Raw genomic sequence first — 16348 nt, forward strand, 5'->3', positions numbered from 1 at the left:
CATATGGGTGCCGATCGGCGCCACCCAAAGGCGTGGAGGTCAAATTTGGGCGGCGTTTCGCTCAGGCGCCGTCCGACAGGCGATGCAACTCCGGGAGCGAGGTCCGCAAACGTCGTCCGGGTTCAGGCCCGCGCGAGCCTCGCCACTCGCTGGAGGGCAAGCACCACCGCTTGCTGGGCGTAAATCGAATCAGTCACCTTCCGCCCCGGGGCGCCGTGAAACCGGGGGGAATCATGCTGCACCGCGTGCCGACGCTGTCTGTTTTCGTGCTGGCCATGCATTGCGCGGGCACGTCTGCCGGAGCGCAGACGTCATCGCCGAAGGCCACTAGGCAATACAACAACGTCGCCCTCGAGGCCTCGATCGGGCTCATGCAGGGCGAGGCCAACGAGTACGTCTATCGTGCCGACAACAGCAAGGTCAGCCAGCTCGTCTGGGCGTTCGACAACGTCGCCGTGTTCAACGGCGGCATAGCGATCACGCCGCTCAATTGGCTCGCACTGGGGGCACGCTTCCGCACCAAGATCTCCGATAGCTCGACCATGGACGACTACGATTGGACGCGTCCCGGCGATACCGACAGGTGCCTTGCGACGGACGACTTCTGTCACTCGCATCACAACGATACGACGCTCACGAACTACCTATCCGTCGACGCTTATATGGCCGCGATCTTCTACGAGACGGACACGATCGCCCTGACGGCGCTCGTCGGCTACAAGCGCGACAGCCAAGCCTGGCAGGCGCGCGGCGGCTGGGCCAACTACACCACGTTTGCGCCGGGCCAGCTCGTGATCAGCTACGAACAGAACTGGCAGGCGCCGTATCTCGGGCTGCAGTTCAACGGCGAATGGCACCGCTGGACGGTGCAGGGCCGTGTCATCGGCTCGTGGTGGGTGGGCGGCAAAGACGAGGACAACCATCACTTGCGCACGCTGTTGTTCACCGAGCACTTCGGCGAAAGCAACATGGTCGGCGCCAACGCCCACGTCGGCTATCGCCTGACGCCGAATCTCATGCTCAAGGGCGAGTACGATCTGCAGCAGTGGGACCTCGCCAAGGGTCTATCCTCCGAGCTCAACTACACGTCGGGCGTGGTCGAGAGCAGTGGGTGGAACGCAGCGGGTGCCCAGAGCATCACGCAGACCGTCTCCTTCGGCGCCATACTCGAATATTGAGTATGTCCCGCAAAGTTGCGAATGCCATTCAAAAGTGCCCAAGACGTCGATTACATTCGCTTCAATTGTCGGCATCCAGCGAGCGGAGTTTTAGGGGTTTTGCGCCTATGTTTTGCGCATCGGACGGTGGCACGTTCGGGGCGCTTGGAAGACAGGCGTTCGAAAGTCACAGGTGCAATCCTTTTGTGGAGTTGAAACGTCATGTCGACCACTAAGATTATCGCAGCTCTCGCCGCTACGGCCATGGTTGGCCTGTTCACGGCCTCGGCCTATGCCGCCGAGTCCATCCCGCAGCAGGAGATCGACCAGTTCAGCGGCTCGGACAAGCCGGACGTCGATGCCAGCGCCTCCAAGGGCTCGGATGAGTCGATCGTCAAGCAGGAGCAGAACCAGTTCGGCAACGAGCCGGCCGATCTCGAAGAGGGCCGCCAGATGAAGGGCGGCAAGACCCTCCCCGAGCTGGAGCAGGAAGGCGTCCCCGGCGGCGACCGCTAAGCTTCGGCTCGCTTAACACTTTGCGGCCGCGCGGCTCACGCCCACGGCCGCTTTGTGTTTCTCAGCCACGCTTGCGATTCTGGGCGAGAACTTGGGGGTGGCGGCGGGAAGCTGGATTCCGGCTGGGTGGCTGCATCCCCGGGCCATGTCCGGGACTTAACCGCCGAGGCGCCAGCTGCCTGGAACCGGCGCGGCGCGCCTGAGTTGCCCCGTCATGCCGGCTCCAGATGACATGCCCTATTGGATGCGAAGTATTGGCCGGCATCTGCGTGCGCAATGCGGGGTACGCCGGCAGCTGCCGTTCGCCGTGAAGCTGCGCCTCTTGCACCTCATCCGCATCGAGGGGGAGATGCGACTGCTGCAGACGTACCCCGGCCTGTTTTGAGGCCATGCGCCCCGCGGGGCCCGAGCCGATGGGGCACGCTGGCTGCGTTTTGCGCCTTGCCATCGGGCCCTGCGCCGATTACACCGACAGCGCTCTGCGCTTTCCGCTACGGCGGGCCAGGGTCATCCAATCGCTGCGGTAGCTCAGTGGTAGAGCACTCCCTTGGTAAGGGAGAGGTCGAGAGTTCAATCCTCTCTCGCAGCACCAGATACCGCCAGATACCCCGACAAGAATACTTGCCGCCGCGCGGCGGGTGCGAATGGGGGCTCGAAGCGGGCCCCTGCGTATTGCCCCATACCGGGGCTGTACTATTCTCGATGCATGGCTCGCATCGGGACAACCATCCTTGGCGCCGCGCTTCTGCTCCTCATCCCCGGAGCGGCCCTCGCCGATTGGTCGACGTACAAGTCGGCGCGCGTCGATAGCCTCGTCCAGCAGTTTCTGAAGCCACGCGCCGGCAATGCCGGCGTGCCAGCTTTGTCGGTCGCGGTGGGCATCGATGGCGAGCTGGTGCTGGCCAAGGGGTTCGGGCAGGCGCGCCAGGATAGCCTCGCCAGCGCGCGCACCGTGTACCACATCGGCTCGCTTACCAAGCAGTTCACGGCCGCTGCGGTGCTGCGATTGATCGAGAGCGGAGCACGCGCGCCGCTCTCACAAGACCGGCTGACGCTCGACACGCCGATGCGCGACATCTTCGAGGACGTCGAGAAGTGGACGGCGCCGGAGGAGCCGCCGATCACCGTGCGCAGCCTGCTCACCATGACGTCAAACCTGCCCAACTTCACGAAGCACCCGCCGCGCGAGGCGGACCCGTGGGGTTCGGTCGCCATGCCGAAGCTGCTCGCCGCCCTGAAGCAGCTGCCCCCGCACGGCTGGCCGAACACATTCGAGTACAGCAACACGGGCTACTTCCTGCTGGCGCGGATTATCGAGGCGGCGGTGTTGGCCGGCGAGAGCCGGCACACGACAGCACGTGACTACGTGCGTGCGATGATCCTACCGCGTGCTGGTCTCACGCAGACCGGCTTCGTCGGCGATTATGCGCCCGGCTCCGACGTGGCGCAGCCACACTACCGGCGACGCCCGGCTTTCGCACAGCCGCACTGGCTCGATGGGTGCGGTGATATGGCCAGCAACGTCCTCGACCTGTTCCAATGGAACAAGGCGATGATGGAGGGACGCGTAGCGAGCGCTGCAAGCACGCGGTTGATGCTTTCGGACGCGGCGCGGGTCGATCCGCTCACTTATTATGGCATGGGCTGGTTCGTCGGCCACGACGGGGAGTGGGACAGCTACCACCACTCTGGGTCCGTACCGGGGTACACGTCCTACAACGCCATTCTGCGCCACCAGAGAACGGGGAGTTGGCTGTCGGTGACGCTATTGACGAACAGCGATGGCGTCGAAGACCTCGATAAGCTGGCCGACGACATCTTCTATGTCGCGCGCAGCGAGTAGCCGCGCAGCGAGCTCGATGACGCGAACGTGATGCGCAATGCAGCGTGTCACTTATGACCGTTCCGCCGCAGCAATCGCACCGCTCGGGAATGAAGGGCAACGCGCCGGGGCGAAGATTGCTATCGCTCGCGGGAATGCCGCCACTGGCAGCGTCTCGCGGTCATTCGTACCGTCGCGCTGCCACGCTTTGCGGCCCGGGCGCCGAGAAGACCGTTCCCTTCGTTTGGGTCCTCCCGGCGCCTGGCCGCGCTTTTTTCCCTTTCGCGAGGCTGGGCGTGCGGCGTCGAAAGCAATTGCCAGCGTCGCCCTTCAAGACATCGTGATGGGGAAAAGTTCGCCGACTGTGGCGGGAACTCATCCCCTATCTCCGGGCAAATCCGGCACCTAATGTTATAACGCCGCGCTACCTGAGCGGAGCAGATTTGAGCAGGCCACTTTGCTGCTTGCGAAGATCTGTCCGCATTTTTCAAGCCGCAGCCCACGGGCATGCGGCTGGGGGTGGAGCCGCTGAACAGAGCCGATCGCAACGACGGGGATCTCGCGATCCCCGAACGGCTGAACTCGTGCTCGCATGCGGCTCATCGGGAGGCGTGAAGAAGCGTGGATACGGAGGAAGCGCAATGCACATTACGAGGAAAGGGGCCATCCGCTTTGCCGGCGGATTGACGGCCGCCTTGATCGGCCTTGCCGGACCAGGCATGGCGAACGAGGAGATCGAGAAGCGGGCGCAAGACCCGAATACCTGGCCGGCACCGGGGCGCGACAACAAGCTGACGCGTCACAGCCCGCTGAAGGACATCACCACCGACAACGTCGGTAAGCTGCAGATGATCTGGTCGCAGTCGACCGGCGCGCTGCGCGGTCACGAAGGCCAGCCCCTCTTCATCGAGGACGTTGGTGGCAAGCCGATGATGTTCTTCATCTCGGGCTGCCCCAACATGGCCCAGTGCAACATCGCCCAGGGCCTCGATCTGTCCGACCCGGACAATCCGAAGCAGATCTGGAACTACGTCAAAAAGGATGACCGCGACGAGTCCGCCGTGCCGCGCGCTTGCTGCGACACGGTCAACCGCGGCGCATCCTACGCCGACGGCAAGCTCGTGTACGGCACGCTCGACGGCTACGTGATCGCCCTCGATGCGCAGACCGGCAAGGAAGCCTGGGTCGTCAAGCACGCCTGGCCGGAGAAGGGCGAGACGATCACGTCGGCTCCGCTCATCGCCGAGAATCTCGTCATCATCGGCTTCGGTGGCGACGAGTTTGCCGCGCGCGGTCGCGTGACGGCCTACAGCCTCGCCGACGGTAAAATGGTATGGAACTGCCATTCGACCGGTGCCGACGCCGACGTCTGCCTGACACCCGAGACCAACAAGGCCAACCCGCACTACGGCACGGCCGGCCAGGACCTCGGCATCAAGACGTTCCCCGGCGAGGACTGGAAGATCGGCGGTGGCGCGGCTTGGGGCTGGTACAGCTACGATCCGGAGCTGAAGCTCGTCTACTACTCGACCGGCAACCCTGGTCTGTGGAGCCCGGCCTATCGGTGCCCGGACAAGAGCCACGAGGAGTGCAACACCGGCGCCTTCGACAACAAGTGGTCGATGACCATCTTCGCCCGCAAGGTCGATACCGGCGAGGCCGTCTGGGCCTACCAGATGACGCCCTTCGATCAGTGGGACTACGACGGCGTCAACGAGAACATCCTCGTCGACATGAAGGTTGACGGTAAGGACCGCAAGGCCCTCGTCCACTTCGACCGCAACGGCTTTGCCTACGTTCTCGATCGCGCCGACGGCACGCTGCTGCGCGCCAACAAGTACGTGACGACGGACTGGGCGGAGAAGGTCGACCTGAAGACCGGCCGTCCGATCAAGGTGCGCGAGCACTCGCCGCTCGAGCGCGGCCGCAACGTGTCGGCGTGCCCGTCGGCGATGGGCGGCAAGGATCAGCAGCCTTGCGCCGTCGATCCGAAGGAGCCGAACAAGTTCTACTGCCCCACCAACAACTGGTGCATGGAACTGGAGCCGCAGGAGCGCACGCACACGCAGCAGGGCACGGTTTACGTGTTCGCCAACGTGTACATGTTCCCTGAGAAGCCCGGCACCACCGGCAAGATCAAGAAGTTCGACGTCCTGACCGGCAAGGCGGATTGGGAGATTCCGGATCCCTATCCGAATTGGGGCGGCACCATGGTCACCGACGGCGGCCTGATGTTCTACGGCTCGCTCGGCGGCGACTTCCGCGCCGTCGACCGCAAGTCGGGCAAGGTGCTTTGGCACCGCAAGCTCGCCTCGGGCATGATCGGCAACCCGATCACCTACAAGGTGAAGGACAAGCAGTACGTGTCGATCCTGGTCGGCATCGGCGGCTGGATCGGCGTGCCGGTGACGGCCGGTCTCGACCTGAACGACAAGTTCGGTGCGATCGGTGCGACGGCAATGACCAAGGCGGCCAACCTCGACAAGATCCCGCAGGCCGGCACCTTGTTCACCTTCCGCGTCATGGAATGACGTAACCGAGACGTGATGGCGCTCCTGCCTGCAAGGCAGGGGCGCCATTGCTGCGTTCGCGGCGTCTCGCTGCTCTCGGCGAGGCCGGCCGCTCCAATCCGAGGAACAAAGTGAAAGACAGCGTTGTGAAGAGTGCTGGCGCCTCGCTGCTTGCCGCCCTCGTCATGTCGTGCGCGCTGCTGGGCACGGCCGAGGCGGCGCGGGACTCGCAAAAGGAATACGACGAGCTGACGGCGGCCGAAAAGACGGCGGCGCGCCGAGCGGGCAAGGAAGCCTTCGAGAAGAAGACGCTCGGCAAGCTGAATGTGTGCGCCGATCCGGGCAACATGCCCCTCTCCGACATCAATGGCGCCGGCTATCAGAACAAGATCGCCGAGGTGATCGCGAGAGCGCTCGGCGCCGATCTCATCTACTTCTGGCGTCCGTACCTCGAGCGTGGGCTGACGCGCGAGACGTTCGAAACCAATATGTGCGACGTGCTGCTCGACCTGCCGTCCGACTACGGCCTCGCGCTGACGACGTTCCCGATCTATCGCACCACGTACGTATTTGCGTATCGCAACGACCGCGGCTTCGATTTCAAAGGCTTCGACGACCCGGCGTTGAAGAAGCTCAGGATCGGCGTGTTCCAAACCTCCGGTGTGCGCGAGGTTTTGACCAAGCGCGGTCTGGCTCCGAACCTCAAGCTGCACACGCTGAGCCACAACGCCGACTTGAAGCCGGAGAACCAGCCCTGGCGGCAGGTGCAGGAGGTCATCGACGGTAAGCTCGACGTCGCCGCCATCTGGGGGCCGTTCGCCGGCTGGGTGGAAAAGATGAAGGGCGAGCCGATAATGGTGCAGCCCGTCAACCTGTGGGAGGACTACATCCCGCTCGAGTTCGAGCTGTCGGTCGGCGTGCGCAAGCGCGACGCCAAGCTCAAATATGCGCTCGAGTATGCGCTTGAAGCGTCGAAGGACGAAATCGAGAAGATCCTCAACGACTATGGTGTGCCGCTCGTGCAGTGCAGCCGCTGCCTCATTCAGGGCACACTGCCCGCGCACGGCGCTTACACGGTGCTCCCCTCGACGGTCTTCGCCCCGAAGCCGGAAGCGGCGACGCCGGATCAGGTCGTCACGCCGCAGCGGCTCGAATCTTGGCTGGCGGAAGGCGCCGACCTCACGCAGGAGCTCTCCAACGCGGTGCTGGCCGCCGACATCGAGCGCATCAAGCTGCTGGTCAAGAAGGGCGCCGACATCAATGCCCGCGACGCGCAGGGCTACGCGCCAACGCACACGGCAGCGCGCAACCGTCATCCCGATCTCATCGGAAGGCTCGCCGATCTCGGCGCCGACATCAACGCCGCCGACGGTGACGGTATGACGCCGCTCATTCACGCCGCGATGCGCAATCACGTGCCGTCGGTAAAGATGCTGCTGACGCGCGGCGCCGATATCGAGGGGGGGGGCGCTCAGGGCTATCCACCGCTCGCGCTGGCCATTGCCGAGAACAAGTTCGAGGTGGCGAGAGCGCTTATGGAAGCAGGCGCCGCCATCGACAATCCGGCCGGCCCGGACGGACTGACCCCGCTGATGGTCGCCGCCAGCCAGGTTTCTCCTGGGGAAGGCGGCATCTTCCTGCCGGGCAGCACGCGACCGCTCGACGTCGCGCGCGAGCTGATCAAGCGGGGCGCCAACGTCAACGCGCAGTCGAAGCACGGCGTCACGCCATTGATGATCGCGGCGGCACGCAACATCACGCCGATGATCGGGCTCTTGGTGCAGGCGGGGGCGTCGGCCGACCTGAAATCGTCGGAGGGCAAGACCGCGCTGCAGATCGCCGAGCAGAACGGTTCCGAGCAAGCAGCCAAGGCGCTGAAGGTCATCGGCAAGGCCGCAGACGGGAGCAGCAATTAAGCATTGGCGATGATGAGAGCAATCTGCTTCCTATGCATCGCGGCCATTGTGTCCGGTGCGGCAACGGATAGCGCAGCGCGCAGGGAACTCACCGACGAGGACGTTACGGCGGCCATCAAGGCGGTGATCGCCGAGCGCACGCGCGGCGGCGTCTTCTCCTTCACAGACGCGCGCACCGGCGATCAGCTTTCGCTGGTGTTGGATGACGTGCGCATCGTGCGCGGGCTGCCGGGCTATGGCTGGTTCCCCAACGTGAATTTTCACGACGAGCAAGTCTCCGGCAAGCGATATGCCCTCGACTTTTGGCTCAAGCCCGACGGCTATCGCCTGAAGTTGATGGACATCCGCATCCACAAGGCGCCGCAGCCGGACGGCGGCGTGTGGATGAGCATTACGCGCGCGCCGCTTCCCTGGTGGTGGCTGCCGACCATCGAGCGCGCCAGCTCTGTCGTCGGCATGCAGGCTTGGCAGGTGATGGGCGACATCCATACGCACATCGCCGAGTCAAAGAACGGCGAGGCAATCAAGCTTCGCGACGCAGGCGGCGCGTCGCTGTCGCTGCAGCTCGTCGATTTCAATCCGCCGGTGGGAAGGTCGAGGGCGGACGGCAGGTACTTTGCCTGTGCCCTACTTCGCAAGTTTGGAAATCCGCCCGCCTTTTATTCGACCGCGTATTGGCTCGATGCGAAGACGAAACTAGTTACCGCCGGCAGCGTCACGGAGGTGGACGCTGCACGCGAGGGCGAAAGCAAAGCGGCAGCAGAACCGCGCTGCGATGTCGGGGGAATTGCCTTCGACATCGTCGACTGAAACTTGGGGAAACAGAACAGGGAACGTCAATGCAAAGGGTACTTCGCAAGGCAGCTGCCGCACTCGCACTCGGCGCCGTCGTTGCATACGTCAATCCGATTTCGGCCGCCGATACTTCTGCACCGCCGGTACCTCCGGCGCAGGCCGAGGGCGCGGCTCCTGCTCCGCTCTCGATGGACGAACTCAAGAAGCCGATGAAACCGCTCGAGCGCGTCGCGGCCTCGCCCAAGGGTACGCTCAAGAACCCCTACACCGACAATCCAGAAGCGATCGCGGAGGGCCAGAAGCTGTACTTCGGCAAGAGCTGCAATGGCTGTCATGGCGGTGGTGGCGGCGGCGGCATGTGCCCTCCGCTGACCAACACGGTGTGGGTCTATGGGGACACCGACGACACACTATTCCGTCTCATCTCGCTTGGCTCCGACGAGCTCAAGAAGGCCGGTTACGCGCGCAAGGGCACCGAGGGCGTCGTCGGGCCGATGCCGCCCTTCGGCGAGCTGATCGATACCGACCAGGACGTGTGGAAGATCATCGCCTGGATCCGCACCAAGTTCGCTGGCGGACCTGAACGGCGCCATTGGTGATCTGCAGCGCGCGGGGTCCGCAAGACGGCATCACCTGCCTCTGCGGACCCGCCCGCGAACCTGTGATTTGACCCGGTCGGCGCGGGCTGGCTTACAGGATCGATGCGAGGTTATAACGTATCGTGAAAATGGCCATGACAGCCCAGGTATCCGTTGCGGTGCGTTGGCTCCTATACACCGGCGCGATCATCGGCGCCGGTGTCGCGCTGCATACCGGCTCGCGCGCCGAGCCGAAGGTGCCCTCGCCCGAGGCCGTACCCTCGCTCACGACGACGATCGTCTACCTCACCAAGGACTACGACGAGCCGCCGCCGCTTTCCCTCGTCGACAAAGAGGTGAAGGACAAGGGCATCCAGGGCGCCCGTATCGCGCTGGAGGAGGACAACCGCACGGGGCGTCTGCTCGGTCAGCACTACGATCTACTGGAGGCGCTCCTCGGCGAGAAGGATAACCCGGTCGACAAGGCGAAGGAGCTTCTGGGACAAGGCCACGGCATCATCGTCGCTGACTTGGAGCGCGCCGATCTCCTGGCCGTCGCCGATCTTCCCGAAGCAAAGGATGCGCTCATCTTCGACGTGCGCACCAGCGACGATGCGCTGCGCCAGGAGCAGTGCCGGCTGAACGTGTTCCACATCCCGCCGAACTGGGCGATGCGCGCCGACGCACTCGCCCAGTACCTGTTGTGGAAGAAGTGGCGGCACTGGGTGCTCATCGTCGGCAAGTCGCCGGCCGACCAGGGCTACGCCGCAGCCATACGGCGCGCGGCGGCACGCTTCGGCGCCAAGATCGTCGCCGAGCGCCCCTACGTGTTCGAAGCCGGATCGCGGCGCACCGACACCGGACATCAGCAGATCCAGTCGCAGATGCCGATGCTCACGCAGGGGGTGCCCGATCACGACGTGGTCGTGGTGGCCGACGAGTCCGACGTCTTCGGCGACTATCTCCTGTTCCGCACCGCCGAGCCACGCCCGGTCGTCGGCACGCACGGTCTCGTCGCCGTCGCCTGGCATCGCGCCTTCGAGGAGTACGCCGGCACGCAGATGCAGAATCGCTTCGAACGCAAGGCCGGGCGCATCATGACGGAGCGCGACTACGCGGCTTGGCTCGCCGTACGCATCGTGGGTGAGGCGGTTACGCGCACCGGCAAGAACAGCCCTGAGGCACTGCGCCATTACATCCTATCGGACAAATTCGAGGTCGCCGGCTTCAAAGGTCAGGGCATGAACTTCCGTCACTGGGATCTGCAGCTGCGCCAGCCCATTCTTATCGCCGGCCCTCGGGCGCTCGTCTCCATCTCGCCGCAGGAGGGCTTCCTGCACCCGAAATATCTCACCGACACGCTCGGCTTCGACCTGCCCGAAACAAAGTGCCGGCTATCGGCCACAGCATCCAAGGGGAGCGAGTGATGCGACGGCTTCTCGCCACGCTTATTCTGCCGTGTCTTGCGTGCGCGCCGGCGGCGGCCGACACGATCTTCGTCTCCAACGAGAAAGACAATACCGTCACGGTGCTCGATTCCGCGACGTTGAAGGTCATCAAAACCATCCCCGTCGGCAAGCGCCCGCGCGGTATCGCCATCACGCCCGACTACAAGGAGGTGCTCGTCTGCGTCGGCGACGACGATCAGCTCGACGTAATCGATACGGGTACGCTCGAGGTGGTGCGCCGTATGGACACCGGGCCCGACCCGGAGCTCCTGGATGTCGATCACAAGGGCGATCGTGTCTACGTCGCCAACGAGGACGACGGCTACGTCACGGTGCTGGAGCGCGCCAGCGGTAAGGTGCTGGCCGAGATCGAGGTCGGCGTCGAGCCGGAGGGCATGTCGGTCAGTCCCGACGACAAGCTCGTCACGGCCACCTCGGAAGCCACCAGCATGGCGCACATCATCGACACTAGTACCTTCGAGGTGCTCGCCAACATCCTCGTCGACACGCGCCCGCGCGTCGCCACCTTCACCCACGACGGCAAGCACGTGTGGGTTTCCGCCGAGGTGGGCGGCACCGTCGCCGTGATCGATGCGGCTACCTACAAGACGGTCAAGAAGCTGCACTTCGAGATCGCCGGCGTGCGTCCCGAGCTCATTCAGCCGATGGGCATCGTCTTTTCCAAGGACGGCAAGCAGGCATTCGTCGCCATCGGCCGCGCCAACCGCATCGCCGTCGTCGATACCGCGACCTATGAGGTGACCGACTACATCCTTACCGGTCAGCGGCCATGGCATATGGCGATCTCGCCCGATGGCAAGAAGCTCTATTCGGCCAATGGCCTCACCAACGACATGACGGTGATCGACGTGGCGACTCTGAAGGCTGAGAAGTCCGTGCCCGTGGGGCGCCTGCCCTGGGGTCTGGTGATCAAGCCGGATTGACGTGGGGGTCGCGGCGGTGCGCCTGCGCGCACCGCCGGTTCCCTTACTGCACGAAGACCTTCTTGCCGTCGGTGCCCATGGCCTCGCCGGCCTGCAGGTCGCCGCATGATTCGCCCAGGTACTTCCCCTGCTGCTCGATCACGCGCTTGACCGAGATGGACTGCGAATCCTGGATGCCCGAGGTCGTGGAGTCGATTTTGACCGTGAACGCGGCCTGAAAGTCACCGCTCATCTCGGTGCGGCTTTCCACGTCACGCCCGTTCATCTTGCACGTGGCGGTGACGATCACCGCTGCGCCATCCTTCTTCACCTCGTACTTCGAGCAGCTCTTCTTGTGCTCGGCGTCGCTGGCAAGGGCAGTGCTGCGCTCCATGTCGGCATCGATGCAGATGGTGAGCGTCTGCTCGTGCTTCTTGCCGCCCTCGTCCATGACGGTCTTTTGTTCCCACTTGCCCGCCTTGCGTAACGGCAATGCCGTGTCGCTCGCCAATACGGCCGATGGCAGAGTGAAGCACGCGGCCGCCAGAAGAACCTTCGCCGTCCAGTTCATCGTCTCGTCCCTGTGTTATTGTGTAACGGCATATTCTTCGCCGCGGAAACAATGGCAAGCGCGTCATGGCGCGATGCGCGCCGCACGCGAGCGTTCTCACGCGATGTTGAAGTGCGACCACGCGCGATGGCTGCAAGCGGGCGCCGGGGTGGGAATGATTCTGCGGCGACCCGGGAAAGGCGCCCGACCGCCGTTGCCTAGCCGGTGCGTCACGAATATGTTGCGGCCGGCATTACCCAGCAGCCTTCAGGCTGCACGCGGAGCCGACGATGGCCGACAACGAGCGCAATAAGCGCGGCGCCAACGACCGCGCAGCGCGGCTCGAGGCAGAGCTGCGCGCCAACCTGAAAAAACGCAAGGAACAGGCGAAGGCCCGCACCCGAGCGGCCCTGGCACACGAGGTTTCCGCGGAAAGTAAGTCGCGCAAGGAGCCCGGTGAGTAATCGGGCTACTCGGCTGGACGGATGGCAGCCATGACTCCGGCCCTTGAGACCCCGGGCGGCTCTTGCCCCGAGAGCGGTCAAATCGTCGTCGGGGTGCTGCGCTACTATATTGGGCGGCGGCGGTAGAGAGGTGAGCGGTTGGGCGCGCGCGTGAAGAAAGCGAAGCGAGCGAGCGCGGCAGCAGCCAAGCCGGCTGCGAAAGCGAAGCGCAAGACCGAGCGCGCGTTTCCACGCCTGCGCATCCTCATCGGCGACGGGATGGTGCTCGGGCCCGGCAAAGTGGATCTGTTGGAGGCGATCGGGCGCACCGGGTCGATCTCCGCTGCCGGCCGCGAGCTCGGCATGTCCTACCGGCGCGCATGGCTGCTGGTCGATGCCCTCAACCACATGTTCCCCGATGTGCTGGTCACCGCGGCGCCGGGTGGATCGCACGGCGGGGGCGCCAAGCTCACCGACTATGGGCGCGGGGTGGCGGCCGCCTATCGGCGCGTCGAGGCGCGGGCGCGGGCGGCGATGCGGGAGGAGCTAGCGCCGTTCAACGTGCGTGTCGACCAGGATTAGGTTGCCGAGCCGACGCGCGTCAGCCCGGGACATCAAATCGCCTTGCGGTGCCTACAGGCTAGGGACATCCCGCGGGCGGCATTAACCGCACGGAGAGCCGCGCAAGGCTATTCTCCGCGCCGATACAAGCCGCGGACAGGGCGAGCTTTTCCGTCACACTTGCTGGCAAACCCGCGAAGCGCTTAATCATTCCTTTGGCGTTGCCGGTACGACCGCCGGCGCATGAGGGGCAATCGAATGGATCGCATCAGAATCGTCGGCGGCCAGAGGCTCAACGGCAGCATCCCGATTTCCGGCGCCAAGAACGCCGCTCTGCCGCTGATGATCGCCAGCTTGCTGACGCCTGACCGGCTGACATTGAAGAATGTCCCCAACCTCGCCGACGTCAACCTGCTGGCCCGCATCCTGCGCAACCACGGCGTCGATCTTGCGGTGGACGGCAAGCGCGCCGGCCCCGCCCATCATATCGGCGAGACCTTCCATCTCTGCGCGCGCGATATCGTCGATACGGTGGCGCCCTACGAGATGGTCAGCCGCATGCGCGCCAGCTTCTGGGTGCTGGGGCCGCTTCTCGCCCGCTGCGGCCAGGCGAAGGTGTCGCTGCCCGGCGGCTGCGCCATCGGCACGCGCCCTGTCGACCTGCACCTGATGGGGCTCAAGGAGCTCGGTGCCGAGATCGATATCGAGGCCGGCTATGTGATCGCCAAGGCCAGGGGCGGCCTGCACGGTGGCCGCGTCGTGTTCCCGAAGGTGTCGGTCGGCGCCACGCACAATGTGCTGCTCGCCTCCTCGTTGGCGCGCGGCGAGACGGTGATCGAGAACGCGGCGCGTGAGCCGGAAATCGGCGACGTCGCCGAATGCCTCGTCAAGATGGGGGCCAAGATCGAGGGCATCGGCACGTCCACCCTGCGCATCCAGGGTGCCGACCGTCTGGAAGGTGCGGTGCATTCTGTGCTCGCCGATCGCATCGAGACGGGTACGTTCGCCATTGCGGTGGCGGCAACGGGCGGCGACGTCACGCTCGAGGGCGCGCGACCGGAGCTCCTCAAGACGGCGCTCGACGCGCTCACCAAGACCGGCGTCGAGGTGCAGACGACCAACAGCGGCATCCGCATCGCCCGCAATGGGCACGGCATCGAGCCGGTGACGGTCGAGACGCAGCCGTTCCCTGGGTTTCCCACCGATCTGCAGGCGCAACTCATGGCGCTGATGACCACGGCGAAGGGCACCAGCGTCATCCGCGAGACGATTTTCGAGAACCGGTTCATGCACGTGCAGGAGCTGGCGCGGCTCGGCGCCGACATCCAGCTGCATGGCGACACTGCGACGATCAAAGGCGTCAAGGGGCTCACCGGTGCACCCGTCATGGCGACGGATCTGCGCGCCTCGGTATCCTTGGTCATCGCCGCGTTGATGGCCGAGGGCGAGACGATGATCAACCGCGTCTACCACCTCGACCGCGGCTTCGAGCAGCTCGAGCAGAAGCTGTCGCGCTGCGGCGCGCAGATCGAGCGCTTGACCGGCTGATCCCGGGGGCCGGCAAGACCAAAATCATCTAGCTGCGTTCTTTAGCGCCTGTTCCACGCGGAACAGTTCGGCGCTGGGCACCCTCGTACATTCCGATCGAATTCAACGTGGCCGACAGCCGTGCCGCCATAAACGACGGAGTGAACGACGATGCAGACGATGCTCAAGACCGCACTTCTCGGTGCTTTCCTCGTTTCGGCCATCGCCCCGGCGGCGTTCGCGCGCGGCGGCAAGGAGTACTTCGTCCAGGACTACCAGTTCGACCAGCCGATGAGCGGCTACGAGGGCAAGGCCGGCAACTATTACTGCTCGTATCAGCGCCTGCCGAACCGCGTCTGCACCACCGACTCCAATGGCAACGAGAAGTGCCAGGTGAAGGGCTGGACGCTGCGCCAGCACTGCTACTGATTTGATCGAGGGCTGCGTCGGGGCTTCCGCTCCGTCGCCCCGCTGAAGCGCCCTTGATCGGCGGGCCCCGGGGTATCGGCCGGGGCCCGCTTCTTTGAGCGCAACCGAGCGATGCAAATGTCCAAGCACTTGCTGCCCGCTGCCATAGCCGCCTCGTTGCTCCTGTGCGCAGTCGGCGCCGCTTCACTCGTGCGGGGCGCGCGAGACTTCCATGCTCAGGGGTACAGCCGCGAGCGTCCGCCGCACGACTTCTGCCGGGTCGATTGCGACCTCGAGCGTAAAGAGGACGCACGCTGACGACCAAATGCGGATTATCCCAGGTCGATCTCGCCGTCGACTTGATGTCGCAGGTCGGTCCCCTCCGCGGTCAGCACCATCTTGACCCTCAGCTTGCCTTTCCCCGCGAGATCAGCCTCCCGTACGACGCGCTCGATCTCCTGCTGGGACGAAATGCCGACCTCCTTGAGGAAACGGCGCAAGGAAAGATTGAAGCGTTCGTTTTCCATGGCACACCCAGTTGCTGCGGCCAGCGAGCCCAAGGCTGCAAGTCTAGGCTGCGACTCCTCCCGATCACAAGCATCCCCTGCTGTCCGTTTGCCCATAACAGGGGAGGTCCGATACGTCAGTTGCACCGCTGCGGCGGCGCCGCTATCAACATTTTTGAAGCTTGCGGCCGCCCGCCCCAAGCGCTTGGGACGTCACCGTATGCAAGACTTGAAGCTGATCGCTCTCGATCCGGAGGATCTGCGGGTTATCTCGTGCCACCTTCAGGACGCGGTGATCCGCGTCGGCGACATGGCATACTTGAAGCAGGACATGCGATTTGCCGCGATTGCCAATCGATTCGACTGGGAGCGCGCGGTGAAGAATGACAGCGGCGGCTACCAGCGCCGGCGTACCGGAGTTCGCTTCGAGCGCGTCAAAGCGGCGCGCGTGCAGGGCTTCGACCCGCAACAGAAAGATACGGTCCTGGCGCTGCTGGCCGTGACTTTCGAAGCCGGCGAGGAGCCCTCGGGGGCGGTGACGCTACAATTTGCCGGCGGGGGCGCCGTGCGGCTCGAGGTCGAGTGCATCGAAGCGGAGCTGCGCGATCTCGGAGCAGCCTGGCGTACGCCCTCCAAACCGGCGCATGCGGGCGACGATTGACCGATAAAGACCTCAAGGAGACGGCCG

General features: G+C 64.6%; 17 protein-coding genes and 1 tRNA gene. 16 read left to right on the top strand and 2 right to left on the bottom strand.

Features of this window, described 5'->3' with window-relative positions; all coding sequences use genetic code 11:
• The first annotated feature begins 233 nt into the window (after positions 1-233).
• The 11 genes from F9K20_RS06265 (at position 234) to F9K20_RS06315 (ending at position 11686) form a co-directional block, all read left to right on the top strand.
• A complete protein-coding gene (locus F9K20_RS06265) occupies positions 234-1178 on the top strand; it encodes an omptin family outer membrane protease (protein ID WP_290998709.1) in 945 nt (314 codons plus the stop codon).
• A gap of 201 nt (positions 1179-1379) precedes the next feature.
• Positions 1380-1673, top strand: a complete 294-nt coding sequence (locus F9K20_RS06270) for a hypothetical protein (RefSeq protein ID WP_290998710.1) — start codon at positions 1380-1382, stop codon at positions 1671-1673.
• Positions 1674-1887: 214 nt separating this feature from the next.
• Positions 1888-2058, top strand: coding sequence for a hypothetical protein (locus F9K20_RS06275; protein ID WP_290998712.1), 171 nt, complete (start codon positions 1888-1890; stop codon positions 2056-2058).
• A 132-nt stretch (positions 2059-2190) separates the two neighbouring features.
• Positions 2191-2265, top strand: a tRNA-Thr gene (locus F9K20_RS06280).
• Positions 2266-2379: 114 nt separating this feature from the next.
• Complete coding sequence (locus tag F9K20_RS06285; RefSeq protein WP_290998714.1) at positions 2380-3516, top strand: serine hydrolase; 1137 nt, start codon at positions 2380-2382, stop codon at positions 3514-3516.
• Between the two features lie 620 nt (positions 3517-4136).
• Complete coding sequence (locus F9K20_RS06290) at positions 4137-6026, top strand: PQQ-dependent dehydrogenase, methanol/ethanol family (protein ID WP_290998715.1); 1890 nt, start codon at positions 4137-4139, stop codon at positions 6024-6026.
• Positions 6027-6136: 110 nt separating this feature from the next.
• The gene (locus F9K20_RS06295; protein ID WP_290998718.1) at positions 6137-7921 is read left to right on the top strand and encodes a quinoprotein dehydrogenase-associated putative ABC transporter substrate-binding protein; all 1785 of its coding nucleotides are present in this window, start codon (positions 6137-6139) and stop codon (positions 7919-7921) included.
• 9 nt (positions 7922-7930) lie between these two features.
• Positions 7931-8731: a hypothetical protein gene (locus F9K20_RS06300; RefSeq protein WP_290998721.1), complete on the top strand. Its 801-nt coding sequence runs from the start codon at positions 7931-7933 to the stop codon at positions 8729-8731.
• Between the two features lie 29 nt (positions 8732-8760).
• Complete coding sequence (locus tag F9K20_RS06305; protein WP_290998724.1) at positions 8761-9315, top strand: c-type cytochrome; 555 nt, start codon at positions 8761-8763, stop codon at positions 9313-9315.
• A gap of 134 nt (positions 9316-9449) precedes the next feature.
• Positions 9450-10721, top strand: coding sequence for an ABC transporter substrate-binding protein (locus F9K20_RS06310; RefSeq protein ID WP_290998727.1), 1272 nt, complete (start codon positions 9450-9452; stop codon positions 10719-10721).
• Complete coding sequence (locus F9K20_RS06315) at positions 10721-11686, top strand: PQQ-dependent catabolism-associated beta-propeller protein (protein WP_290998729.1); 966 nt, start codon at positions 10721-10723, stop codon at positions 11684-11686. The genes F9K20_RS06310 and F9K20_RS06315 overlap by 1 nt, the downstream gene beginning before the upstream one ends.
• Positions 11687-11729: 43 nt before the next feature.
• Here the strand turns inward: F9K20_RS06315 and F9K20_RS06320 are convergent, their stop codons facing one another.
• Complete coding sequence (locus F9K20_RS06320) at positions 11730-12236, bottom strand: DUF3617 family protein (RefSeq protein ID WP_290998732.1); 507 nt, start codon at positions 12234-12236, stop codon at positions 11730-11732.
• Positions 12237-12505: 269 nt separating this feature from the next.
• Between F9K20_RS06320 and F9K20_RS06325 the strand changes: the two genes are divergently transcribed.
• The 4 genes from F9K20_RS06325 to F9K20_RS06340 all read left to right on the top strand — a co-directional run bounded on the left by F9K20_RS06325 (position 12506) and on the right by F9K20_RS06340 (position 15175).
• A complete protein-coding gene (locus F9K20_RS06325) occupies positions 12506-12679 on the top strand; it encodes a hypothetical protein (RefSeq protein WP_290998735.1) in 174 nt (57 codons plus the stop codon).
• Positions 12680-12829: 150 nt separating this feature from the next.
• Positions 12830-13240 carry a winged helix-turn-helix domain-containing protein gene (locus F9K20_RS06330; RefSeq protein ID WP_290998738.1) on the top strand — a complete coding sequence of 137 codons (411 nt, stop codon included), beginning with the start codon at positions 12830-12832 and terminating at the stop codon, positions 13238-13240.
• Positions 13241-13477: 237 nt separating this feature from the next.
• The gene (gene murA, locus F9K20_RS06335) at positions 13478-14767 is read left to right on the top strand and encodes a UDP-N-acetylglucosamine 1-carboxyvinyltransferase (protein WP_290998741.1); all 1290 of its coding nucleotides are present in this window, start codon (positions 13478-13480) and stop codon (positions 14765-14767) included.
• A gap of 150 nt (positions 14768-14917) precedes the next feature.
• Positions 14918-15175, top strand: a complete 258-nt coding sequence (locus F9K20_RS06340; RefSeq protein ID WP_290998744.1) for a hypothetical protein — start codon at positions 14918-14920, stop codon at positions 15173-15175.
• A 311-nt stretch (positions 15176-15486) separates the two neighbouring features.
• On the opposite strand, the gene F9K20_RS06345 is transcribed toward F9K20_RS06340, so the two are convergent.
• Entirely contained in the window at positions 15487-15681 is a 195-nt protein-coding gene (locus F9K20_RS06345; RefSeq protein ID WP_290998747.1) for a DUF6494 family protein, read from the bottom strand.
• Between the two features lie 199 nt (positions 15682-15880).
• Here F9K20_RS06345 and F9K20_RS06350 point away from each other — a divergent pair, with 199 nt between their 5' ends.
• Complete coding sequence (locus F9K20_RS06350; RefSeq protein WP_290998750.1) at positions 15881-16321, top strand: DUF2948 family protein; 441 nt, start codon at positions 15881-15883, stop codon at positions 16319-16321.
• Positions 16322-16348 lie beyond the last annotated feature (27 nt).

It is taken from the genome of Hyphomicrobium sp. (assembly GCF_009026145.1).
Classification (GTDB): Bacteria; Pseudomonadota; Alphaproteobacteria; order Rhizobiales; family Hyphomicrobiaceae; genus Hyphomicrobium_A.